Origin of the sequence: Galbibacter sp. BG1, from assembly GCF_013391805.1 — a bacterium.
Classification (GTDB): Bacteria; Bacteroidota; Bacteroidia; order Flavobacteriales; family Flavobacteriaceae; genus Galbibacter.
Window position 1 is genome coordinate 3,108,334 of the sequence record NZ_CP058364.1, and the last position, 25,209, is coordinate 3,133,542.

Consider the following 25,209-nt stretch of genomic DNA (forward strand, 5'->3'; position numbering starts at 1 on the left):
GTCATTTTTATTGGCATGGCACAGAGATTGACTTTTACAAACCGAATTTAAAATAGATTTTTTAAACACTATAAAAATATAAACATGAGTAAAATTATTGGAATCGATTTAGGTACAACAAACTCCTGCGTTTCTGTAATGGAAGGTAACGAGCCTGTTGTAATACCTAATGCTGAAGGAAAAAGAACCACTCCTTCTGTCATTGCTTTTGTTGAAGGCGGGGAAATTAAAGTAGGGGATCCTGCAAAGCGTCAAGCAGTAACCAACCCAAATAAAACTATTTATTCTATAAAGCGTTTTATGGGGAATAAATTTTCTGAATCAACTAAAGAAGCAGAAAGAGTACCTTATAAAGTAGTAAAAGGAGACAACGATACACCAAGGGTAGATGTAGACGGTCGTTTGTACACTCCACAGGAATTATCGGCGATGATACTTCAAAAAATGAAGAAAACCGCTGAAGATTATTTGGGGCAAGATGTAACTCAGGCGGTTATTACTGTACCGGCTTATTTTAACGATTCTCAGCGTCAAGCAACCAAAGAAGCTGGAGAAATTGCTGGGCTAAAGGTAGAAAGAATAATCAACGAGCCTACAGCTGCGGCATTGGCCTATGGTTTAGATAAAAAAGGAGAAGACCAAAAGATCGTAGTATTCGATTTTGGTGGAGGTACGCATGATGTATCGATATTGGAACTGGGAGACGGTGTTTTTGAGGTATTGGCAACAGACGGTGATACACATTTAGGTGGTGACGATGTAGATGAAAAAATCATCAACTGGCTAGCTGAGGAATTTAAAGCTGAAGAAGATATTGATTTAAGAAAAGATTCAATTGCTTTGCAGCGTCTAAAAGAGGCTGCCGAAAAAGCTAAAATTGAGTTGTCATCTGCAAATCAAACCGAAATTAACTTGCCATATGTAACCGCTACTGCTAGCGGACCAAAACACTTGGTTAAAACTTTGAGTAAGTCTAAATTCGAGCAATTAATCGCAGATTTAGTAGAAAGAACTATTAAGCCTTGTGAAAAAGCATTGAAAAGTGCCGGACTATCCAAAAGTGATATCGACGAAGTTATTTTAGTAGGTGGTTCTACTAGAATTCCTGCCGTTCAAGAAGCTGTGGAGAAATTCTTCGGAAAGAAACCTTCTAAAGGAGTAAACCCAGATGAAGTTGTGGCCGTTGGTGCCGCTATCCAAGGTGGGGTATTGACTGGAGATGTAAAAGATGTATTATTACTAGACGTTACACCACTTTCTTTAGGTATTGAAACCATGGGTGGGGTTATGACTAAATTAATTGAGGCAAATACCACCATTCCTTCTAAGAAGTCGCAGGTTTTCTCAACAGCGGCAGATAATCAGCCTTCTGTAGAAATTCACGTACTTCAAGGGGAAAGACCAATGGCAGCAGATAACAAAACTATCGGTCGTTTCCATTTAGACGGAATTCCACCAGCGCAAAGAGGAGTTCCACAAATTGAAGTTACCTTCGATATTGATGCCAACGGTATTATTAATGTATCGGCAAAAGATAAAGGAACAAACAAAGAACAGAACATTCGTATCGAAGCTTCTTCAGGATTAACAGAAGAAGAAATCGAGAAAATGAAGAAAGAAGCAGAGGCAAATGCTGATGCTGATAAAAAAGCCAAAGAAAAAGTAGATAAGCTTAACGAAGCTGATGCCATGATTTTCCAAACTGAAAAGCAGTTAAAGGAATTTGGTGATAAACTTTCTGATGATAAGAAAAAGCCAATTGAAGATGCTTTGGAAGAATTGAAAAAAGCATACGAGTCTAAAGAAGTAGAAACTATTCAACCTGCTTTAGATAAAATCAATGAAGCTTGGAAAGTAGCTTCTGAAGAGATGTACAAAGCACAGGCAGAAGCTCAACAAAACGGAGCTCCAGGAGCAGACGCCCAAGGGGGTGAAAGTGCTCAAGGTGATGCCAAAGAAGGAGATGATGTACAAGATGTAGATTTTGAAGAAGTGAAGTAATTCACCGAATTTAAATAAACATAAATTAGAAAGCCCGAAAGTATTTTACTTTCGGGCTTTTCTATGTGTCATATTTTGTTTTTGTTACTTAGCTTTTCTTAAGTGCCGTTTTGCCAATTTGAGCAATAATCCATACTACTATAGCGGCTATAGAGGCATACAGTCCCACCATAATCAAAACATTTTCCATAAAATTATTTTTAGGTTAAGGTTGCAAAAATATCAATAAAGTAGTTAATTCAAAGTATATTTTATAAAATATCGTAGAATGGATATATCGTACCAAAATTAATTTTTAGATTCCCCTTGATAATCAACGAGATGAATTTTTCTTCATGAGGTAAAAACCGATTTCTTTTACAAGCCAAACAATTATTCCTAAAATTGCGGCAAACTTTCCAATTTCTACCAATAGCATTCCTGTTTCCATTTTTATTTAATTTATCATTGCTATTATATGATGATACATACGGGGAAAGGTTGCTTCAAAGATTTGAAATTGTGTTAAATTTAACAATTATCCTATTTATTTAACTGCTTTTAGGATTTTCGATTACAGTAAGACATATCTTTATCGTCCAGTAATCTATGGCTTCTTCAAAATATTCGTAGTAGGTTTTTAGATGATCTGGATGCTCTAATTTAATTTGAGCTTCTTTTACACTTTCCAGATCATTTTTACTTATAAATTGCATTAAATCAATTTCTTTACCTTCTTCATAAAGTTTAACCAGATGCGAGTATATCGTGGTACTGCTTAATTTTCGTTTTTTAGCCATCTCTTCAATACTCAATCCGTCTTGGTATAATTTAAATGTTTCTAGGTAAGTAGATCCTTTTTTTCTGGCTTTTTTCTTTTCTTTTTCTTTGTTAAAAGCAATGATCTCTTTTATAAATTGATATCCGTAGTTTTCCATCTTTCTACGTCCAACGCCATTAATGTGCATAAAATCTTCATCGGTTACTGGTCTTTCGGCTTCAATTTCTTTAAGGGTGGCATCATTAAAGATTAAATAAGCCGGTATGTCCTCTTCTTTCGCTATGGAGAGGCGTAATTGGCGTAACCTCTCAAATAAGGAGTCTTTTGTTTTCGTTTGTTTTGTGGTCGTAGTCTCTGTAACAATTTTCTCCTGAGGCTTGGTTAAAGCAACTTTTTGATTGTTAAAAAGCACCTCATTTGCCTGTGGCGTAAGTTTTAAAGTGTTTTTTAAATGAAATGCAATTTCCAAATATCCCAAATTCACCATTTGAATTATATAATGCTGCCAATCACGCCACGAAATATCATTAGCAATGCCGTAGGTTTTTACATGTTGGAATCCTTTTTCTATTACTTGTTGATTATGGGATCCTCTTAACACATCGATAACCATTCCAATATTTTCCTGTTCCCTTAGACGGGTTACACAAGACAATGCTTTTTGAGCTATTATGGTTCCATCGAAAAACTGTGGAGGGTTTTTACAGACATCGCAGTTTCCACAATCTTCTTCTAAAAATTCCCCGAAATAGCTCAATAAAATTTTTCTACGGCAAGAAAGTGCTTCTGCATACTGCTTCATTCGTTCCAATTTTGCCATTTGCACCTCTGAATTTCCAGATTTTTCCGCAAATTGTTGGAGTTGCACAACATCGGCATAACTATGGAATAGCAGGGTGGAAGAGGGGAGGCCATCCCTTCCTGCACGGCCAATTTCTTGGTAATAGCCCTCTAAATTCTTTGGCATGTTGTAATGTATAACCCAGCGAACATTGGATTTATCGATTCCCATTCCAAAAGCGATGGTGGCACACACAATTTCGGTCTTATCGTTTATAAAGTCTTCTTGGGTTTTAGATCGGTCTTCATGTCCCAACCCGGCATGATAGGCCTGGGCGTTAAATCCTGATTTTCTAAGTTTCTCGGCAATATTTTCAGTAGCTTTTCTGCTTAAACAATAAATGATACCACTTTCATTGGGTCGTTTATTTAAAAACTGAATAATTTGCGGCAGTCTATCGGTGCCAGGTCGTACTTCTAAACTTAAATTTTTTCTATCGAACGAAGCTACGTATTTTCTCGCATTGGGAATGTTGAGTTGTTGAGCAATATCTTCCCGTGTAGCCTTATCTGCGGTGGCTGTGAGTGCGATAAGCGGTGTGTTTGGAAACCTATTTTTTAAAAATCCAAGTTGGGTGTAAGCAGGTCTAAAATCGTGTCCCCAAGAGGAGATACAATGTGCTTCATCTACCGCAATTAAGCTTACTTCCACGGTACTAAATATATTTTCCAAATAAGAAAGGCTCTCTGGGGCTACGTATAAAAGTTTTGTTTCTTTAGTTTCAATGGATTTAAAAATAGCGTCCTGCTCCGATGAAGACTGACTGCTATTTAAAAAACTGGCGGGAATCCCATTTACTTGAAGACCGTCTACTTGATCTTTCATTAAAGCAATAAGTGGTGAAATAACAATGGTAAGTCCGTTTAATAACATAGCCGGAAGTTGGTAACAAATAGATTTTCCGCCACCGGTAGGCATAATTACCAAGCAATCTTCTCCCGCAATTAGGGTATCTATAATTTCTTTTTGGAGTGGACGAAAGGATTCGTATCCAAAATATTCTTTAAGGGTATTGTAAATAACAGCTTCTTGTATCATGGTTTGCAAAGTAACAGCAAACAATCTGCAACTAAAACCATTTTTTAATTTTATTAATGGCGGTTAAATGAAGTCTAAGACTTATTTCTAAAGTCGCTCCATTCTTCCTTTAAAATACCATAGCAACAGGTATTTCTTTTAAATCCGTTTAATAAATACACATTACGCCTCAAAAGACCTTCCAATTTAGCTCCTAATTTTTCTACCGCCCGCCTTGATTGCAAGTTTCTTTCATCAATCCTGAATTCTACTTTTTCAAAATTCATTTTATAAAAAGCATAATCCAACATCATATATTTCATCGAGGTATTAAGTCCGCTTCCTTGAAAATCACGCCCAATCCACGTTGCACCAATATGTAATACCTTGTTGTTCCAATCAATATTCATATATCTGGTTGTACCGGCATATCTATTTGTACGTTTGTCGTAAACTATAAAAGGGATGGCTTGTTGCTGTTGGGCAAGATGGAGTGCTTTTTTTACATAATCTGTCAATGCGTTTAGTGTGGAAATATTGGAAGGGGAATATTGAACCAAATCTTTTTCTGAAGAAATTGCATACAGATTCTTATAATTTTGGAGCGACAGAGGTTCCAGTTTTACAATTTCGTTTTCCAAGGTCGGGATATTCATTGCGGTTGTTGTATTTTTACAATTCAAAAGTAGAGATATGAATCCTGATAAAGAAAAAATATTATCAATTATCCGCGAACGTTGTAAAAACACGTTAATGGAAACGCTGAATATTGAGTATATAGAGATGGGAGATGATTATTTGGTGGCTAAAATGCCTGTAACCCCAAAAGTGCATCAACCCGATGGTGTTTTACACGGTGGCGCCATGGTGGCGCTTGCAGAAAGTGTAGGCAGTGCAGCTTCTTATCTTTTCTTAAATACTAACGAATTTTTTATCCGTGGTATTGAAATCTCTGCCAATCACCTAAAAAGTATTAAAGAAGGGTGGGTTTTTGCCAAAGCGACTTTTATCCACAAGGGGCGCACCACGCAATTGTGGGAAATTAAAATTACCGATGAAGATAAAAATTTAATTTCCCTTTGTAAACTTACAACTATTGCGCTTCCAAAAAATAAGTAAAGGATGAGCTTAACACATAACGCTTTTTTTAAAAAAGTTGAAACTCAGCATAAAAGTAATTTACCTTTTGTAATTTACAGAAATCCTAATGGTAGTATAATCAACGGTTTATTGCAATCGAACGATGAATTGTTCTTTACTGAAAATTATACGGAACGTGGTTTTGTCTTTACGCCTTTTGAAGAAAATAACAAAGGAATCCTAATTCCTTTAGAGTCTGCCGAAATAATTTCTACGGAAGCCTCAGTGAATAGTGAAATAACCTACGATTTAGCTTTACAGAAAGAAGACACTGCCAAAAAAAGACATCTTGAAATTGTTTCTAAAACAATTGATGCCATTCAAAACAGTACCCTGGAAAAAGTTGTGGTTTCTCGAAAAAAGGAAATAGCAATTCCGAATTTGGAAGTTATTTCAGTTTTTAAAAAATTAGTCCATACATATGGCAAGGCGTTTTGCTATTTGTGGTATCACCCAAAAGTGGGGGTATGGCTTGGCGCGACCCCAGAAACTTTGCTTTCCGTTGAAAATGGGCAATTTAAAACCATGGCATTGGCAGGAACACAGCCTTATGTAGATACCATAAATGTTGAATGGGGCGAAAAGGAAAAGCAAGAACAACAATTGGTAACCGATTCTATTCTAGAAAGCATAAAACCTTTTATTCAAAATGTTTCAGTTTCTGAAGTTAAAACAGTTCAAGCTGGGAATTTGCTTCATTTGCGCACGGATATTTCAGGGGAACTCGCCAATGCTTCCATCGAGAAAGTAATTACCAGTCTACATCCAACACCGGCTGTGTGCGGTCTTCCGAAGAAGGATGCGAAGCAATATATACTAAAGCACGAAGGCTACAACAGGGAGTTTTATACAGGATTTTTAGGGGAATTGAACATGAGCAACGATGGTAACTCCAAGACCGAACTTTATGTTAATTTACGTTGCATGCAATACAGCAATTCCCAAAAGCTACAAATTTATGTGGGAGGCGGTATTACTAAAGATTCTAATGCGGCTTCTGAGTGGGAGGAAACGGTTAATAAAACCCAAACCATGCTGGATGTGCTTCTCAAATAAACGTACTAAAATATTATAAAGCGGACTAATTTGAGTATTTTTGTATAGTTAGAAATCACACTATTTGTTATTTTGATGAAGTATTCCAATATACCCTTGGCACAAACAGTAACTGCTTTGTGTAAAGAAAAAGGAATTAAACATATTATAATTTCTCCGGGAAGCAGAAATGCGCCACTTACCATAAGTTTTACAGAAGATTCTTATTTTAAAACATACAGCATCGTAGACGAGCGTTGTGCGGCATTTTTTGCTATGGGAATTGCACAACAGTTGGGTAAACCTACAGCTGTTGTCTGCACTTCGGGTTCTGCGCTCTTAAATTATTACCCCGCTATTGCAGAAGCTTTTTATAGCGATATTCCACTTGTAGTACTTTCCGCAGACAGGCCTTCTTACAGGATTGATATTGGGGACGGACAAACCATTAGACAGGACAATGTGTATGCACGCCATATTCTTTACACAGCCCTTTTAAAGCAAGATATTAGGGGAACGGAATTAAAATTGTCTGGGGATGGTAAGAATGCTTCAAAATTAACAAAGGATCTAAGTCCGATTCATCTACAAAATGAAATTCAACAAAACAATGAACGGGAGCTAAACAAGGCTTTGAATACGGCTTTTGAGGAATGCGGACCAGTCCACATAAACATTCCTTTTGAAGAACCCCTTTACAACAAAGTAGAAGAACAATTTGTTACACCACAAAATATTGTTCCAGAGACGATGGAAGAAACCTATTCGAAAGAAGCGCTACAACCTTTTATGGATATATGGAATAAAGCAGCTCGTAAATTGGTTTTAGTAGGGGTTAATGCTCCCGATAGTATAGATATGGCATATTTGGAAGCACTTGCCAAAGATGATTCTGTAATAGTTTTTACCGAAACGACCTCTAATATAAATCACTCGAATTTCTTCCCGAATATTGACAAAATAATTGCTCCTTTGGAAAAATTGGAAAATCCGGAAGCCTACTTTAATAAATTGAAACCGGAGGTTCTCTTAACCTTTGGGGGGATGATTATTTCCAAAAAAATAAAAGCCTTTTTAAGGAAGAATCAACCAGAAAATCACTGGCATATCGATACCAAAAAGGCTTACAATACATATTATTGCTTAAGCAAACATTTTAAAACGTCGCCAAATAAGTTTTTTAATGAATTCCTTCAAGGAATACAACCAAAGCTTAGCGACTATCTACCTTATTGGTTATCTGTAAAAGCGAGCAGGAGCAAGGCCCATAAACAATACGTTACCCAAATTCCATTTTCTGATTTTAAGGCGTACGAACGTATTTTAAAAACAATCCCCGACAATTATCAACTTCAGCTTAGCAACAGCTCTACCATTAGGTATGCGCAATTATTTCAGTTGAACAACACCTTAAAGGTTTTTTGTAACCGAGGAACAAGCGGTATCGATGGAAGCACGAGTACAGCGGTAGGTGCAGCGGTGGTTTCAGAAGAAGCTGTTTTATTCATTACCGGCGATTTAAGTTTTTTTTACGATTCTAATGCTCTTTGGAACAATTACCTAAAAACCAATTTCAGAATCATTTTAATAAACAATGGCGGCGGAGGGATTTTTAGAATTCTTCCTGGGGAAAAAGATTCGAAAAATTTTGATGATTATTTTGAAACAACCCACAACTTAAATGCAAAAGGGATTTGTGATACTTATAATATAGACTATCAGTCAATTACCACAGAAGAAGAGTTGTTTGATGAAATCCCAAAGTTTTATGAAGATAAAGGAAGACCGGCCCTGATGGAAATTTTTACACCTCGAAAAATTAATGACGAAGTTTTGTTGAAATATTTTACTTTTTTAAGTAAAAATTAATAAATTTAAGTCAATCACAACTTAAAATTTATAATTATGAGCAAAAGAGACGAATTAATTGCGAAGTACGCAGCAGACATGAAGGATAAATGCGGCGTTACCGCAGATACAGATTTACTCACCAAAGTAGTGGTAGGTCTGGGGCCAGCGGTTTATAATGCAGATGCTTCAACAGTTTCTGGAACGGATGCCAGTGAATTGGCAACTATTAAGAAGAATTTTTTAATGGGTAAACTGGGACTATCAGAATCTGATAATTTGGATGGCGCAATTGATTCTGTCATAGAGAAATATGGGAAATCCAATAGAAATAAATATCGTGCAGTAGTATATTATTTATTAACGAAACACTTCAAGAAAGAATCGGTTTATTCATAAGGTCTTAAAGTTCCTGTCGGCTAATGATAAGTTGATGGTTGAATTCAGTAAATAAGATCCTGTTCAAAGAATTGATTCTTGAATATATTTTAGAGGGCATTTTTAAAATGCCTTTTTTTATGGTTTAAAATGAAGGTTATATTTAAAAAGTTCAGATTAAATAACGTCCTTTGCAAAAGTTTTATGTAATTAGTTTCGAATGATACAAATAGGAGAATACAACACACTTGAAATATTGAGGGAGACTTCGGTGGGTCTTTTTTTAGGAGACGAAGATGGAAATGATATTTTGTTGCCCAATAAATATGTGCCCCAAGAATATGAAATAGGGGATACATTGGCAGTTTTCTGTTATTTGGATCATGAAGAAAGGCCAGTAGCTACTACTTTAATCCCAAAAGTTACTCGAAATAAATTTGCGCTGTTAAAAGCGGTGGAGGTAAATAAAATCGGGGCATTTTTAGACTGGGGATTGGAAAAACACTTATTTGTTCCGTATAAAGAACAAGCCCGGGAGATGGAAATGGGAAAACGTTATCTCATCTATGCGTTTTTAGATGAAGAAACCAATAGAATGGTGGGTTCGAGTAAAACCAATCAGTTTATAGATAATGAGAATTTAACGGTGGATTCAAATGAAGAAGTCGCCCTTATTGTTTCTAGATTTACAGAACTTGGGGTAGAGGTCATTATAAATGAACAGCATAAAGGGCTTGTTTATCACGATGAGATTTTTAACGACCTCAAACTTGGTCAGAATTTAACGGGGTATATTAAAAAAATTCGCGACGACCATAAAATCGATGTTAGTCTTCAGCCTATTGGATTTAAAAATATCGAACCTTCCGCCCAAAAAGTGTTGGATACCTTAAAAAGAAACAACGGATTTTTAGGTTTACACGATAAAAGTGACCCAGAAGATGTAAAAGCAATTCTCGGGATGAGCAAAAAAACTTTTAAAAAAGCAATAGGTTCTCTGTACAAAGACAAACAAATTGTTATTGAAGAGAACGGGATAAGCTTAATTTAGAGGGAATTCATTTGGAATTCCACTTGAGATTTTTAAATTATACAGTAAAAGGCTTTAAAAGCTTAAAAAATAAGGGATTTATTTACGATTAAGGCAGATATCTTTTACTTTTGAAAAAAATAGGAAATTACTATGAGCAAGCCACAGTGGGAAACTGTTAAAGATTTTGAAGATATAACCTATAAAAAGTCTAATGGCGTAGCCAGAATAGCTTTTAATAGACCAAACGTAAGAAACGCTTTTAGGCCAAAAACAACGAGCGAACTCTACCAAGCTTTTTACGATGCTCAAGAAGATACCAGTATTGGTGTTGTTTTACTTTCTGCGGAAGGTCCGTCTACCAAAGACGGTGTTTACTCTTTTTGTAGTGGAGGAGACCAAAAAGCTCGTGGTCACCAAGGGTATGTTGGTGAAGATGGAATGCACCGATTGAATATATTGGAAGTGCAAAGGCTTATACGCTTTATGCCAAAAGTAGTTATTGCCGTGGTTCCTGGGTGGGCCGTTGGTGGTGGACACAGTTTACATGTAGTTTGCGATATGACCCTGGCCAGCAAAGAACATGCTATTTTTAAACAAACCGATGCCGATGTTACCAGTTTCGATGGTGGATACGGATCTGCCTATTTGGCGAAAATGGTGGGGCAAAAGAAAGCTCGGGAAATATTTTTTTTGGGAAGAAATTATTCTGCTCAAGAAGCTTTTGAAATGGGTATGGTAAATGCCGTAGTACCTCATGATGAATTAGAGGAAACAGCCTACCAATGGGCACAAGAAATACTGGACAAATCCCCAACCTCCATAAAAATGCTGAAGTTTGCTATGAATTTAACAGACGATGGTATGGTAGGACAACAGGTATTTGCTGGGGAAGCTACCAGATTGGCTTACATGACCGATGAAGCCAAGGAAGGAAGAAATGCGTTTTTAGAAAAAAGAAAGCCGAATTTTAGAGATATAAAGTGGATTCCTTAGTGATAAGGTAGCTTGCTTTAAAATAGATCCATTGGTTTTGAAGATGCATGATCTTCAATTAAAAAATGAATGTTTAATTAAATAATTCGATTATATGCCATATATAGACGAAAATCACTTAGTTAACTTACATAAAACAATAGAATCTAAAGAAGTTACAGAAGAGCGTCTTTTAAACGAATTGCGTAAACAGCGTGCGGAAAAGGCGGCTATTTATCGTACAAAAAATATATTTAAATGGTGTGCGCTATCGCTTTTGGCTGTTTTTTTATTGGGTATTGTATTGTATTTTGCGAAACCCTCGGTTTTTATAAACGATAAATACCTTCAGACTAAAAACAAAGTCATCATTGAAAAAAGCGATTTAAAGGAGTACCAAAAAGAAATATCCCAGTTACAGTCGCAAATTAAAAACCCGAATACAGAATTAAATACGGTAGATCATAGAAATTTAGATTCCGAAGTAATATACGCTGTCCAAGTGGCCGCTTTGGAAAACAAAGACCTTTCGCTGTATTCTGAAGAGTTAAGAAACATAAATCAGTATAAAGATAAAGCCTACAACAAATATTCTTTAGGGAATTTTATTTCTTTGGAAGATGCCAAGACCTTTAGAAAAGAGTTGATTGCGCTTGGTTTTGAAGATGCTTTTGTAGCCTCTTACAAAAACGGAAAACGATTGAAAATAGAAGAAGCCTTTTAAATTAGTAAATGACAAAAGCAAAAACGCTGCTCTCTGCCGCCCGACTAAGAACCTTACCCTTATCAATATCCGGAATAATTGTTGGGTCTGCTATAGCCTTTTCAGAAGGCTTTTTTAATGGATATATTCTAGTATTTGCCTTGCTTACCACGGTTGGATTACAAGTGTTGTCTAATTTCGCCAACGATTATGGGGATGGCGTAAAAGGTACCGATAACGAAGAAAGGGTAGGGCCGGTAAGAGCACTCCAAAGTGGGATAATTTCTGATAAAGAAATGCTTATAGCCATGGTAATCACCACGCTTGTAACCTTAATTTCTGCCAGCGTATTGATCTATATATCTTTTAAAGATACCAATTTAGGTTTGTCCCTTTTCTTTTTTTTATTGGGGGTGGCAGCTGTTTTGGCAGCCATAAAATATACTGTTGGAAATACCGCTTACGGTTACAGGGGACTAGGGGATTTGTTTGTGTTTATCTTTTTTGGATTGGTAAGTGTATTGGGATCTTATTTTTTATACACCATTCAAATAAATTTTTATGTGCTATTCCCCGCCGTAACGGTAGGACTTTTAAGTGTGGGCGTACTAAACCTTAATAATATGAGGGATTTTGAGAGCGACCGTAGGGCAAGTAAAAATACCTTAGTGGTAAAGATAGGACTTGAAAAGGCAAAGAAATACCACATAACAATTCTAGTAATCGCAATGATTTCGAGTATTACATACTTACTTTTAACTTTTAATCATGCGGTTAATCTATTTTTTTTACTTTCCTACATCCCTATAATCCTTCATTTGAATAGAGTGCTAACTAATAAAGACCCGAAACTACTGGATCCAGAGCTAAAAAGGCTTGCTTTAAGTACTTTTCTATTTGCTTTGCTGTTCTTGGCAAGTTATAATATTTTTTTGTAGCTTTAAATCCGATTTTAACAGCAAATATTTTGGACCAACTTATCAAAATTCTTATCGTAGAAGATAACGTAATTATTGCCGACGATATACAATCTATGTTAGAAGACATAGGTTATGAAATTGTCGCAAACGTAGTAGATTACGAAAGTGCGGTAGAAGCCCTCAAAGAAAACGAAGTGGATTTAGCCCTTGTGGATATCGTCTTAGCCTCCAATAAGACAGGAATAGACCTGGGGAAGCACATTCGGGAGAATTACAACATCCCTTTTATTTTTGTAACCTCAAATTCAGACAAAGCAACGGTGGAAAACGCTAAAAGCGTAACCCCTAATGGCTACCTTGTTAAGCCTTTTGAGCAACAGGATTTGTTTACGTCCATAGAGATTGCACTTTCTAATTTTAATAGCGATCCTATGCCAGCCAGTAAAGCGGTAGTAGAGGAAGAAGACAATAAACTTGTGTCGAACTCGGTGCTTAGGAATTCAATCTTTGTAAAAAAGAATCAGCATTATTACAGGATCCCTTTTGATGAAATTCAGTATGTAAAGGCAGATAATGTTTATTTAGAAGTATACACAGCAGATAAACAGTTTTTAGTAAGGTCTGCTTTAAAAGATTATTTAGAAAAATTACCTTCCAATCAATTTTACAGGGCTCATAAATCTTACATCGTTAATATAGATCAAATAGAGGCTATTAATACTAAAGATATCATGATAAATGGCAGAAACATACCTATTTCTAAGGAATTTAGGGAGTTTATCCTGTCTAATATGAACTCTTAAAGTAAAGTTGACTACATCATTTTAGGGTTTAGCAACACATATTACCCTATAGACAACATATATTTTCTTATAAACGCAACACACCATATATTTGGTGTGTTGTTAGTTTTGATTGATACAGCCCCAATTATCAAACCTAACTAATTACAAACCCCAAACCTACGCATACCTACTACTATCTACCAACTTAACAATGGTATTTTTTAAAAGAGTTCTAGATTCGTCTAGAACTCTTTTTCTTTAATTTTATGCTCAACGTATTACTTCGGAAGCGATATAAAACGAAAGACTTAATGTTTTTTAAAGTTTTACAACAAAAGGCTGTGTATTCACAACAAAAATTATTCTGTTGAATTCAAATGGATTAAGTTTGAATGTTGATAATTAGTAAAGTTGATTAATAGCATAACAACTTGTTTCATGATGCAAAAAAAAGAGTTTTAGGTGCCCCCTTTAACTCTTTTTTTGTTTATAAGCAGTCTCTAATTCTTTTAGAGAACCTTCAATTAAGTAAACATATCCATTCCTGGAATATTTGGCATTCCTTCTTTTGCAACAGCTCCCAATTCTGCTTCATTTATCTTTGTTGCTTTTTCAATTGCCTTATTTAGGTGTAGCACCAAATAATCCTCTAGCTGTTCTTTATCCTGTAGCAATTCATCAGCTACTTCAATCGCCTTAATTTCCCTGTTCGCGGTAACGGTAATCTTTAAAAGCTTATCGCTGCTTTCTTCAGAAACAGTAACTGTATCCAGCCTTTTCTTGGTTTCTTCTATTTTTTGTTGGGTTTCTTTTAATTTACCCATCATACCCATTAGATCTCCAAACATAATTTTGTTTTTTATACCCACAAAATTAGTAAATTTAGAAGTTATAACTTAAAAATAATTTAAATGAAGAACGTACCCTTGTTTCTCTTTCTATGTTTTATTTTTGTCGTTGCTTGTAAAAAGAACGAAAATAAGAATATGACAAAAGGAGTACCTCCAATAGCGGAAAAAAAACCAAAAACCTTAGAAAAGCACGGAGATATAAGGGTGGATGATTATTACTGGTTAAATGAAAGGGAAAATCCCGAGGTTATAGATTATTTGGAGCGGGAGAATGCCTATTATGAAAAAATGACTGCGCATACCGATGAGTTAAAAGATTCTTTATTCAAAGAGATGAAGGGCCGTATTAAAGAAGACGATCAATCGGTTCCATACAAATACAATGGCTATTGGTATATTACCAAGTATGAAGAAGGAAAGGATTATCCTATTTATTTACGTAGAAAGGATAAAGAAGGCGCTAAAGAAGAAGTAATGTTCGACTGTAATGAAATGGCCAAAGAACATTCCTATTTTAACTTAAGAGGCATTAACATAAGTCCCGATAACAAATTGGCGGCGTTTGGAGTAGATACTTTAAGCCGAAGACAGTATACGTTACAGGTAAAAAATCTGGAGACTGGAGAGATTTATCCGCTAGAAATAAAAAATACGACTGGTGGAAGCACATGGGCCAATGATAATGAAACGCTTTTCTACACCCGCAAAGATGAACAGACCTTGCGTTCTGATAAAGTCTATAAACACGTTTTGGGACAATCTGAAAAAGAGGACGCATTGGTTTACAATGAAACAGATGAAACTTTTAATGCATTTGTTTACAAATCAAAATCCCAACAATATATAATTTTTGGTTCTGGAAGTACTTTAACGACGGAGTTTAGTTACTTAAATGCTGATAGGCCAGATGATGATATCAAAGTTTTTCAACCTAGGGAGAGAGGCCTGGAATATAGTATCGCTCATTATGGGGATTCTTTTTACATCATTACCAATGCAGATAAAGCTACCAATTTTAAATTAATGAAAACTTCGGTTGGGAAAACCACCAAAGATCATTGGGTAGAGGTTATACCGCATAGGGAAGAAGTGCTTTTGGAAGATATCGATATCTTTAAAGATTATTTGGTTATAAGTGAACGTTCCAATGGCTTAAATAAAATAAAAATATCCCGTTGGGATGGTAGCAATGACTACTACATTCCTTTTGATAATGAAACGTATACAGTTTTTCCTTCTACCAATCTCGAATTTGATACGGATACCTTACGCTATGTGTACAATTCTTTGACCACTCCTGCCAGTACGGTAGATTTTAACATGGCGACTAAAGAGAAAGTGGTTAAAAAAGAGCAGGAAGTACTTGGTGGAAAGTTCAATAAAGAAAATTATACGAGCGAACGGGTTTGGGCAACCGCCAAGGACGGAACCAAAATTCCGATTTCCATGGTTTACAAAAAAGGCATCGAAAAAAATGGGAATAATCCTTTATTGCTCTATGGCTACGGTTCTTACGGTGCCACAATAGATCCTTATTTTTCTTCAGTCCGACTTTCATTGTTAGATCGAGGTTTCATATATGCCATCGCGCACATAAGAGGGGGGGAGTATTTGGGAAGAAATTGGTACGAAAATGGTAAATTATTAACCAAGAAAAATACATTTACAGATTTTGTGGATTGCTCTGAATACTTAATCAGTGAAAATTATACGTCTCCTAAACATCTTTATGCTATGGGTGGCTCTGCTGGAGGGCTGCTGATGGGGGCCGTCATCAATATGGCGCCACAGTTGTATAACGGGGTAATAGCAGCCGTACCCTTTGTAGATGTTGTCACTACGATGTTAGATGAAAGTATACCGCTTACAACAGGGGAATACGACGAATGGGGGAACCCCAATAACAAAGAATATTACGACTATATAAAATCGTATTCGCCCTATGATAATGTAGCGCCTATAGAATATCCAAATTTATTTGTCACCACTGGTTTGCACGATTCCCAAGTGCAGTATTGGGAGCCAGCAAAATGGGTAGCAAAGTTAAGAAATGTTAAAAAAGGGGATAACCTTCTTTTGTTTGAAATCAATATGGATGCAGGGCATGGGGGCGCTTCAGGGAGATTCGAAGCTTTAAAAGAAGTAGCTCGCGAATACGCTTTCCTACTAGATTTAGAAGGAATTCCGCAGTAATTAAAAAAAATAACTAAATTTGCAAGGTTTGGAGACATTCAAAACTATTTTGTATCTAACCAAATTCATATGAAACAAAAGATAAAAGCTTACGATAATGTTTTAGATTTAATTGGGAATACCCCACTTCTAAAACTTAAAAAAATAACCCAAAATCTTATTGGAAATTTTTACGCTAAGGTAGAAGCTTTTAACCCTGGACATTCAAGTAAAGATAGAATTGCACTACATATTATAGAAGAAGCCGAGAGAAAAGGCATTTTAAAACCTGGCGATACCATTATAGAAACTACTTCTGGAAATACGGGATTTAGTATTGCCATGGTAAGCGTTATAAAAGGTTATGAATGTATTTTAGCGGTAAGCTCTAAGTCTTCCCCAGATAAAATAGATATGCTGCGCGCTATGGGCGCCAAGGTATATGTTTGCCCAGCGCACGTTAGTGCAGACGATCCTCGTTCTTACTATCAAGTGGCGAGACGCATGCACGACGAAATGAAGGGTTCGGTTTATATAAATCAGTATTTCAACGAGCTCAATATGGATGCTCATTATAAGTCTACGGGACCTGAAATTTGGGATCAAACCAATGGGCAAATTACGCATCTAGTAGCTTGTAGCGGTACTGGAGGTACTATTTCCGGGACAGCAAGATTCCTAAAGGAACAAAATCCGAATATAAAAATTATCGGGGTAGATGCCTATGGTTCTGTTTTAAAGAAATATCACGAAACCCGAGAGTTTGATAGCGATGAGATATATCCTTACAGAATTGAAGGTTTGGGTAAAAATTTAATCCCTACCGCGACAGATTTTGATGTTATCGATAAATTCGTAAAAGTTACTGACGAGGAAAGTGCCCATACTGCCAGGGAAATTTCTAAGACAGAAGGATGTTTTGTGGGATATACTAGCGGGGCGGTTATGCAAGCCATAAAACAACTGGCTGAAGAAAACGAATTTGATAAAGACAGTATAGTAGTTATGGTTTTCCCAGACCACGGATCGCGTTATATGAGTAAAATTTATAGCGATGAATGGATGCGCACACAAGGATTTTTTGATTCTGTTAATACGGAAGAAACTCAAAAAATAGAGTATATAAAATAAACGTAAAACATACATGTCAAATTTCAATTTGGTCGATAAAGTATCGAACATCACCAAAGAGGAATTTAAAGAGAAATATCTTTCCACCAATACTCCGGTAATATTTAAAGATTTAGCCAAAAATTGGAAGGCGACGCACGAGTGGACATTTGACTTTTTCCGAAAAAATTACGGCGATTGGGAAATTCCTATGTACGATGATTCTTATCATGATCCGGGAAACGGATACATGAAACCAGTTGCTACTAAAAAATTTAGGGACTATTTGGATGTTATTGAAACCAAACCAACCAATTTAAGGTTTCATAACTTTCAGATAATGAAGAAAGCTCCAGAACTGGCAACATATTACGAAACTCCAACAATTATGGATGGATTTTTAAAGTTTGCCTTAATGTTTTTTGGGGGAGAAGGTTCAGCCTTGAACCTGCATTACGATATTGACTGCTCCCATGTTTTTTTAACCCATTTCCAGACAGAAAAAAAGGTTTTTCTATATCACCCAGATCAATCTCCATTTTTATATAAACTTCCGTTTACCAATCATTCTCACGTCGATGTTCTAAACGCTGATTACAATAAATATCCAGCTTTTAAATATGCAAGCGGTCTTAAAGCTGTTTTAAAGCACGGAGAAACACTATTTATCCCTAAATTGTGGTGGCATTATGTTTATTATTCAAAAGGCGGCTTTTCTTTAGCTCTAAGGGCTAATGACTCCATAAAAACGAAGGCAAAAGGACTCTCTAATTTAGTAAGGCTTTTTACCGTGGATAATGGGATGAATTTAATAGCAGGGGAAAAATGGAAAAACTACAAGGAAGAAAAAGCAGAGGAAAATGCCAATAAAGCCTTAGAAAGAATGAAATCTGCTTAAATTTGGCGTATGTAAAAAACAAGAGATGAAACACATTTTAATAACCGGGGTTTCTTCCGGGATAGGTTATACAACTGCAAAATTATTTTTAGAGAAAGGTTTTTTTGTTTTCGGAAGTGTTAGAAAACAAAAGGATGCCGATGAATTACAAAAAGAATTGGGAGGGAACTTTCTTCCTTTAATTTTTGATGTGGTAAATGAAGCTGCCATCAAACAGGCGGTAAAGATAGTGGAAGGAAAACTTGGGGAAGGTGTAGGTTTGGAGTGTTTGGTAAACAATGCAGGGGTTTCTGTAAATGGGCCACTAGCCTATATTTCCATTGAAGAATTCTCCAATCAATTAGATATAAATGTTTTAGGTGTTTTGAGGGTAACCCAAGCATTTTTACCACTTTTAGGCTTTAATAACGAGCTTCCAAAAGGAAGAATTGTAAATATAAGCAGTGGCTCTGGTAGGGTTACTAGGCCTTTTATGGCGCCCTATTCGGCATCTAAATATGCGGTAGAAGCCCTTTCTGATGGTTTTAGAAGGGAATTACTGGATTTTGGCATAGAGGTTACCGTTATAGAACCCGGCCCTATAAAGTCAGAAATTTGGAGTAAGGCAAAGGCAGATGCCGAAACCCAAGTTAACAAATATAAAGATACGCCGTACGAGAAGATTTACGACCATATGGACAAAGCTGTTCAAGGCATGGAAGGAATTGCTCTCGATGCGAGTAAAGTTTCCAATTTAATCTACGGTATCGTTGCTGGGGAAAAGAAAAAAACACGATATCTGGTAGCACCAAAAAAATGGTTGTTTTGGTTGGCTATCCATGTGTTTCCCGATAAGTTTTTAGACAAAATGTTTCAGAAGCAGTTTAAGAAACTAGTGGAAGAACAATAAATTATTTATGATAAGAGTTTAAATTTAGTTACTTTTGCGAGCGGTAAATTTAACGTTTATTTGAACATAAAAGAAACTCCATTTACATGAGAGATTTATTTGATAGAATTATTGAGAACAAAGGGCCATTAGGAAAATGGGCTTCTCAGGCAGAGGGATATTTTGTTTTTCCTAAACTGGAAGGACAAATTTCAAACAGAATGAAGTTTAATGGGAAAGAAGTAATTACCTGGAGTATCAATGATTATCTTGGTCTTGCTAATCATCCAGAAGTTCTAAAAGCAGACGCAGAGGCTGCAATGGAGCACGGGGCGGCTTACCCTATGGGGGCACGAATGATGAGTGGACATACAGACCTTCACGAAAAATTACAAAACGAACTTGCTAAATTCGTAAATAAAGAGGCTACCTATTTATTGAACTTTGGATATCAAGGAATGGTATCTGCTATCGATGCTTTGGTTACCAAAGACGATATTATTGTTTATGATGTAGATTCCCATGCTTGTATTATCGATGGGGTACGTTTACATATGGGTAAACGTTTCACCTATCAGCACAACGATATGGATAGCCTTGAGAAAAACTTGGAGCGTGCTACCAAAATGGCAGAGCAAACAGGTGGTGGTATCTTGGTTATTTCTGAAGGTGTTTTTGGTATGCGTGGCGAACAAGGTCGCTTAAAAGAGATTGTAGCGCTTAAACAAAAATACAACTTTAGATTACTTGTAGATGATGCCCATGGTTTTGGTACCTTAGGGGAGACAGGGGCAGGTGCTGGAGAAGAGCAAGGTGTACAGGATCAAATAGATGTTTATTTTGCCACCTTTGCAAAGTCTATGGCCAGCATTGGTGCTTTCTTGGCAGGAGATAAAGAAGTAATAGATTACCTAAAATATAATTTACGTTCTCAAATGTTTGCAAAATCATTACCAATGATTTTTGTAAAAGGAGCTTTAAAGCGTTTGGAGATGCTTAGAACCATGCCAGAACTTAAAGCTAAGTTATGGGAGAACGTTAATGCCCTTCAAAATGGATTAAAGGAAAGAGGTTTCGATATTGGGAATACACAGAGTTGTGTAACACCAGTATATCTAAACGGAAGCATCCCAGAAGCCATGGCATTGGTAAAGGATTTACGTGAAAACTACGGAATTTTCTGTTCGATTGTGGTGTACCCTGTAATACCTAAAGGATTAATTCTTTTACGTATGATTCCTACAGCTACCCATACCTTGGCAGATATCGAGGCGACACTTGAAGCGTTTTCGGCAATCAGGGACCGGCTTGAAAATGGAACCTACAAAAGACTTTCTGCAGCCGTAGAAGCTGCTATGGAAGACAAGTAGAAAAATATAGAATATTCAAATTATAAAAAAATCCGCTTTTTTAAGCGGATTTTTTTATGGAACTACTGAATAAACTATAAATTTTTCTATTTTAAAGATTATCTAACCAATAATTAAAAAGATGCTAAATATTCAACACAATAATTTTTCCTTTTATATTCTATTATGTTTTTCCTATTTGTGCTGCCTTAATTCAATTTATGCTCAAGAGCAAAACCCTAAAAAAACGAAGGATTCCATAAGGGAACTCCCCACTAAGGAAAGTGTTCTGCCAGCAAATGGCGTTTATCAACAAAATGCTATTCAAGAATATAACGAAGCTTACTATCAACTTAGTAGATTGAATGAAAGTATGGGGTTGCCCCCGAGCAAATATAATTTGCAAACACCACAAGCGGCGCTGGAACATTTTGTGGTAAGTTGTAGAAATCAAAATTACGAAGCAGCGGCCTATGCTTTAAATTTAAACCTACTGCCAGACAATATTAAGCATACAGATGCAGGAAAACTGGCTCAAAAACTATTTATAGTTTTAGATTCTAGGATAAAAATTGATTGGGATGGTTTATCCGACAGGCCTGATGGTCAAACAGATATTAGAACTACAACTAACCAGGCAATTGCTGGTCAAGCTCGAAGAAGTGTAGTTTTTGGAACTATAGATCTGGAGGAGCGAGATGTTATTTTGAGGCTGCAAAGGGTGAAATACCAAGACTACGGTGCGTTTTGGTTGATTTCTTCAAACACGGTAGAAAATATTGAGCCTTTATACGAAGAATACGGCCCGAGAAAGCTGGATCGAATGATGCCGAGTTGGGCCAGAATTAAGTTTTTAAATATTCCGGTTTGGAAATTTTTAGGAACGTTGTTATTAATGGGGATATCTTTTTTAGTTGGTTGGGTGTGCTTTAAACTTCTTAAAATGATATTTAAACGTTTTAAAAAGGTGTGGCTTACCACAATCTCTTCCAAGCTGGCAAAACCTGGTGCAATTGCGATTGGTGTTTTGTTTTTTTATGTGACTTTAAATGAGTTGATTTCCTTTGCGGGACCTTTTGCAAGCAATATTTACGCGGTTCTTCTAATTGTGGTGGTAGGTGCCGTTACTTGGTTTATTATGAAGTTTATTGATGCCTTTATGGTTTATGTAGCCGAAAATCAAATAGGTGATGTTTCTCCGGAAGAGAATTCTGAAGCTAGGAAATCCTTAACCTATATATCAGTAGCAAGAAGGATTATTACTTTTCTCGTCACTATCGTTGGGATAAGCATTGTTTTATCACAATTCCGTTCCTTTGAAAAATTAGGTATTTCCCTATTGGCCTCTGCCGGGGTTGTAACTGTGGTTCTAGGGGTTGCAGCACAAAGTACACTTGGGAACATCATTGCAGGCATACAAATAGCAATTACCAGACCTGCCAAAATTGGTGATACCATAATAATAGATGATAATTGGGGCTATGTAGAAGATATAACGTTTACATATATGGTGGTGCGAACATGGGATTTGAGACGACTTGTAGTCCCATTAAAGGAAATAATTTCTAAAACTTTTGAGAACTGGTCAATGACCAGTGCCAATCAAATACGGCCTATTATTTTGTATGCCGATTATCGTGTGGATGTCGAAAAAATAAGAACAAAATTTAAAGAACTTTTGGAATCTAACGAAAAGTGGGATAAAGAACATGAACCCAGCGTACAAGTGGTAGAGGTTACCGAGCGGGCGGTAAAAGTGAGGGCGCTGTGCAGTGCAAAAGATGCCATGTCCAGTTGGGACCTTCACTGCGAACTACGGGAACAGCTGGTAAAGTACATTAGCTCTTTGGAAAAAGGAGCTTATTTAACCAGATCCCGTCATTTGGCAGATACCCAATGGAGACAGCACTCTGAAGATTAAAAAAGCAATTTATAGATACTTTCTATAGGTTCGCCATTTTTTTATTAGTTGCGGATTGTAATCTTTCCAAAGCGCTTGCACTTGATTGTTGGTTTCTAGTTCTGGATTGGTTTCTACAATTTCAATTCCACGGCGCACAAATACTTCATATGTTTTATGAAATATGATTGCCGTAAGTCCTTTACGCATATATTCCGGAGCCACCCCAATAAGTAGCATAGTTGCTTTGTTGTTTTTCTTTTGAGCCTTTAAAAGATGATAGAACCCAAAAGGGAATAACTTGCCATTGGCTTTTTGCAAGGCTTTGGAAAATGAAGGCATTATAATTGAAAAAGCGACCAACTCATCATTTTCATCAGCAATAAGATTTACAAAGTCTGGGTCTAGAAATTTCAGATACTTATTCTTATAATGCTCTATTTGATAAGGTTTTATGGGCGTGAAAGATTCTAAATGTTCGTGCGAACGATTCATTAAATCAAAAATCTTTTCAGCATAGGGTAAAAGTGTTTTTGTATTAGGCGTATGAATGAGCTTTAAATTGTATTTTTTCATTAGAAGATCAGAAAACTTGGCGAGTTTTTCTGGAACCTTATTAGGCGTTAAAATTTCAAACTCTTTCCAATCTACTTCTTTTTGAAATCCCACCGCATCCATCAAGGTAGGGTAATAGGCGTAGTTATAGTTGGTAGGCATGCTACCTATACGGTCGAAGCCCTCTATAAGCATTCCTGCCTTATCCATATTGGAAAACCCAGCGGGACCTTCTACAAATTCTAATTTATGCTCTTTCCCAATAGCAAATACTTTTTCAAACAGAGCTTTGGCAACATTTTCATCTTCAATGGCGTCGAACCAACCAAACCGCAGTTTACTATTGCCAAGTTCTTTTACTTCATTCCAATTAATAATAGCGCAAACACGACCTGCAACTGCTCCGTTTTTATAAGCTAAAAAAAACCACGCATCAGCATTTTTAAACGCTGGGTTCTTTTTGCGATCAAAATTATTGAGTTCTTCCTTGATGATAGGTGGAACCCAGTTTTTGGAATTCTTGTAAAGGGAAAAGGGGAATTTAACAAATTGTTCCAATTCCTTTTTTGTGGTCGCTTGCTTTATTTCTATCATTGTTACTCGTTAGTGTCTAAATCCTCAAACGGATTTTTCTTTTTACGCTTTTTCTTGGCTTCTTTTATAAATTCTTTGTCTTGGTCTGATACGTTGTCGATTTGCTTTGGTTTATCCTTGTGGTAGTCCAAACGGTATGAAACCCCGATAGAGCCAAAGAAGCGAGATGGGGTGTCTTTTATATTTATCCCAAGAGAAGCATCTACCTGCATGTTTTTCTTAAACAACCTTGCGGCGCCTGCCCTAAAAATACCATCTGAATACGAATCGCTACTGTAACCTTGGTTTTCCACAAAAATAGAATATCTAGGATCCGGTAGGGCATGGGTTAGGGTAATGATGTAATTAAAAAGTGGATCGTCTGTGGTAAACTTATCGTAAATAAAGTTCATCACAAGCACCCAATTTGGTGTGAAGTGGTTCTGGGTGGCAATCATTACTTTAGGGCTAATTTGAGGGTCTTCCGGATAAAATGGATTGTCACCAAAATTAAAATTAGCACCTGCGTAGACGGCTACAGCCGGAATTAAGTCTCTCCATTGCACATGGTTATTTGCATTCCAACTGTATAGATTAGGTTTGTTTTTCTCTGGATTTTTATACGGATCGTAAACCAAATATTTGGCACCGATGGTGTTTCGGGTAAAGTTGCTTCTTGTATAATCCATGGAAGGATCAACAGAAAAATCGGTGTAGTTCTCTTTGGTAAAAGTTCCGTCCAAAATAATTTCCAGTTGTTCGAATAACATTCCGTAACGCAATGCGTAATCCATTCCGTAGCGGTTTCCTTCTGTTTCCAACACTGAGTGGTCGTTTCTTTCGTAATAAAAGCCTCCTTCCCCTTGTATAACGTTTTTTCCGACGGCAAAAGCACTGTAAGACGCTCCAGGTCGGTTAGAATTAATTACTTCGGTATACTGGGCTCGGGTGTTTAGGGCTGTTAAACAAAGAATAGCGATAAGATAGCAAAGTTTGTTCATATCAAGATTAGGTTTGTTTTCCTTGCGGCATTACTAAATAGCGAATTTAATTTTTTTAGGTAAAATGGGATGCAAAGATCGTTAAAAAAATCATTTCATGCCATTTCTTTAATGTTGTACGCTCATTAAAACTGTGGTTTTACCCATTTTATTATTTTTTTAAGGAATTATATCTTTGAAAACGCACATTGTGTTGTATTTTTGAAAGTATTTTCAAAGCGAATTTTAATGCAGTTATTAAGAACAATATTAATTATACTTCTGGTATGGTACGGTTTTAAAATATTAGCTCGCCTTTTTGGACCTTACCTTATGAAATATGCTTCCAAGAAAATGGAAAAGAAGTTTAATGAACAATTTGGGCAGCGACAAAGACCCCAAGACCCCAACTATAAGGAAGGGGAAACCGTAATCGATAAAAAACCTCGAAATTCAAGTGATAAAAATTCTAAGGAAGAAGTAGGGGAATACATAGAATTTGAAGAAATAGACTAACCAA

22 protein-coding genes are annotated in these 25,209 nt (G+C 36.4%); 17 read left to right on the forward strand and 5 right to left on the reverse strand.

Going from position 1 to position 25,209, the window contains the following annotated elements:
• Positions 1–84 precede the first annotated feature (84 nt).
• Entirely contained in the window at positions 85–2,001 is a 1,917-nt protein-coding gene (dnaK, locus tag HX109_RS13445; RefSeq protein ID WP_178952847.1) for a molecular chaperone DnaK, read from the forward strand.
• Between the two features lie 530 nt (positions 2,002–2,531).
• On the opposite strand, the gene recQ is transcribed toward dnaK, so the two are convergent.
• On the reverse strand, positions 2,532–4,640 hold the full coding sequence (gene recQ / locus HX109_RS13450) for a DNA helicase RecQ (protein WP_178952848.1): 2,109 nt from the start codon (positions 4,638–4,640) through the stop codon (positions 2,532–2,534).
• A gap of 74 nt (positions 4,641–4,714) precedes the next feature.
• Complete coding sequence (locus tag HX109_RS13455; protein WP_178952850.1) at positions 4,715–5,275, reverse strand: GNAT family N-acetyltransferase; 561 nt, start codon at positions 5,273–5,275, stop codon at positions 4,715–4,717.
• Between the two features lie 37 nt (positions 5,276–5,312).
• Here HX109_RS13455 and HX109_RS13460 point away from each other — a divergent pair, with 37 nt between their 5' ends.
• The 9 genes from HX109_RS13460 to HX109_RS13500 all read left to right on the forward strand — a co-directional run bounded on the left by HX109_RS13460 (position 5,313) and on the right by HX109_RS13500 (position 13,451).
• The gene (locus HX109_RS13460; RefSeq protein ID WP_178952852.1) at positions 5,313–5,738 is read left to right on the forward strand and encodes a PaaI family thioesterase; all 426 of its coding nucleotides are present in this window, start codon (positions 5,313–5,315) and stop codon (positions 5,736–5,738) included.
• A 3-nt stretch (positions 5,739–5,741) separates the two neighbouring features.
• The gene (locus tag HX109_RS13465) at positions 5,742–6,815 is read left to right on the forward strand and encodes an isochorismate synthase (RefSeq protein WP_178952854.1); all 1,074 of its coding nucleotides are present in this window, start codon (positions 5,742–5,744) and stop codon (positions 6,813–6,815) included.
• Positions 6,816–6,890: 75 nt separating this feature from the next.
• Entirely contained in the window at positions 6,891–8,663 is a 1,773-nt protein-coding gene (gene menD, locus HX109_RS13470) for a 2-succinyl-5-enolpyruvyl-6-hydroxy-3-cyclohexene-1-carboxylate synthase (RefSeq protein WP_178952856.1), read from the forward strand.
• 36 nt (positions 8,664–8,699) lie between these two features.
• Complete coding sequence (locus HX109_RS13475; RefSeq protein WP_178952858.1) at positions 8,700–9,041, forward strand: DUF2853 family protein; 342 nt, start codon at positions 8,700–8,702, stop codon at positions 9,039–9,041.
• Between the two features lie 199 nt (positions 9,042–9,240).
• Positions 9,241–10,071, forward strand: a complete 831-nt coding sequence (locus tag HX109_RS13480) for a S1 RNA-binding domain-containing protein (protein WP_178952859.1) — start codon at positions 9,241–9,243, stop codon at positions 10,069–10,071.
• Between the two features lie 132 nt (positions 10,072–10,203).
• Positions 10,204–11,046: a 1,4-dihydroxy-2-naphthoyl-CoA synthase gene (locus HX109_RS13485; RefSeq protein WP_178952861.1), complete on the forward strand. Its 843-nt coding sequence runs from the start codon at positions 10,204–10,206 to the stop codon at positions 11,044–11,046.
• 94 nt (positions 11,047–11,140) lie between these two features.
• Positions 11,141–11,749, forward strand: coding sequence for an SPOR domain-containing protein (locus HX109_RS13490; protein ID WP_178952863.1), 609 nt, complete (start codon positions 11,141–11,143; stop codon positions 11,747–11,749).
• Positions 11,750–11,757: 8 nt separating this feature from the next.
• Positions 11,758–12,666, forward strand: a complete 909-nt coding sequence (gene menA, locus HX109_RS13495; RefSeq protein ID WP_178952864.1) for a 1,4-dihydroxy-2-naphthoate octaprenyltransferase — start codon at positions 11,758–11,760, stop codon at positions 12,664–12,666.
• A 29-nt stretch (positions 12,667–12,695) separates the two neighbouring features.
• Positions 12,696–13,451, forward strand: coding sequence for a LytR/AlgR family response regulator transcription factor (locus HX109_RS13500; protein ID WP_178952866.1), 756 nt, complete (start codon positions 12,696–12,698; stop codon positions 13,449–13,451).
• A 506-nt stretch (positions 13,452–13,957) separates the two neighbouring features.
• Here the strand turns inward: HX109_RS13500 and HX109_RS13505 are convergent.
• Entirely contained in the window at positions 13,958–14,281 is a 324-nt protein-coding gene (locus tag HX109_RS13505; RefSeq protein ID WP_178952868.1) for a YbaB/EbfC family nucleoid-associated protein, read from the reverse strand.
• 63 nt (positions 14,282–14,344) lie between these two features.
• Here HX109_RS13505 and HX109_RS13510 point away from each other — a divergent pair, with 63 nt between their 5' ends.
• The 6 genes from HX109_RS13510 to HX109_RS13535 all read left to right on the forward strand — a co-directional run bounded on the left by HX109_RS13510 (position 14,345) and on the right by HX109_RS13535 (position 22,602).
• Complete coding sequence (locus HX109_RS13510) at positions 14,345–16,477, forward strand: S9 family peptidase (RefSeq protein WP_178952870.1); 2,133 nt, start codon at positions 14,345–14,347, stop codon at positions 16,475–16,477.
• A 69-nt stretch (positions 16,478–16,546) separates the two neighbouring features.
• Positions 16,547–17,587, forward strand: a complete 1,041-nt coding sequence (locus HX109_RS13515) for a PLP-dependent cysteine synthase family protein (RefSeq protein WP_178952872.1) — start codon at positions 16,547–16,549, stop codon at positions 17,585–17,587.
• 13 nt (positions 17,588–17,600) lie between these two features.
• Positions 17,601–18,464, forward strand: coding sequence for a cupin-like domain-containing protein (locus tag HX109_RS13520; protein ID WP_178952874.1), 864 nt, complete (start codon positions 17,601–17,603; stop codon positions 18,462–18,464).
• A gap of 25 nt (positions 18,465–18,489) precedes the next feature.
• Positions 18,490–19,353: an SDR family oxidoreductase gene (locus HX109_RS13525; RefSeq protein ID WP_178952876.1), complete on the forward strand. Its 864-nt coding sequence runs from the start codon at positions 18,490–18,492 to the stop codon at positions 19,351–19,353.
• 86 nt (positions 19,354–19,439) lie between these two features.
• The gene (locus HX109_RS13530) at positions 19,440–20,702 is read left to right on the forward strand and encodes an aminotransferase class I/II-fold pyridoxal phosphate-dependent enzyme (protein WP_178952878.1); all 1,263 of its coding nucleotides are present in this window, start codon (positions 19,440–19,442) and stop codon (positions 20,700–20,702) included.
• Between the two features lie 121 nt (positions 20,703–20,823).
• Complete coding sequence (locus HX109_RS13535) at positions 20,824–22,602, forward strand: mechanosensitive ion channel family protein (RefSeq protein WP_178952880.1); 1,779 nt, start codon at positions 20,824–20,826, stop codon at positions 22,600–22,602.
• A 9-nt stretch (positions 22,603–22,611) separates the two neighbouring features.
• On the opposite strand, the gene HX109_RS13540 is transcribed toward HX109_RS13535, so the two are convergent.
• Positions 22,612–23,730, reverse strand: a complete 1,119-nt coding sequence (locus HX109_RS13540) for a GTP cyclohydrolase (RefSeq protein ID WP_178952881.1) — start codon at positions 23,728–23,730, stop codon at positions 22,612–22,614.
• A gap of 2 nt (positions 23,731–23,732) precedes the next feature.
• Positions 23,733–24,710, reverse strand: coding sequence for a transporter (locus tag HX109_RS13545; RefSeq protein WP_178952883.1), 978 nt, complete (start codon positions 24,708–24,710; stop codon positions 23,733–23,735).
• 228 nt (positions 24,711–24,938) lie between these two features.
• Between HX109_RS13545 and HX109_RS13550 the strand changes: the two genes are divergently transcribed.
• Complete coding sequence (locus HX109_RS13550; protein ID WP_178952885.1) at positions 24,939–25,205, forward strand: DUF4834 family protein; 267 nt, start codon at positions 24,939–24,941, stop codon at positions 25,203–25,205.
• Positions 25,206–25,209 lie beyond the last annotated feature (4 nt).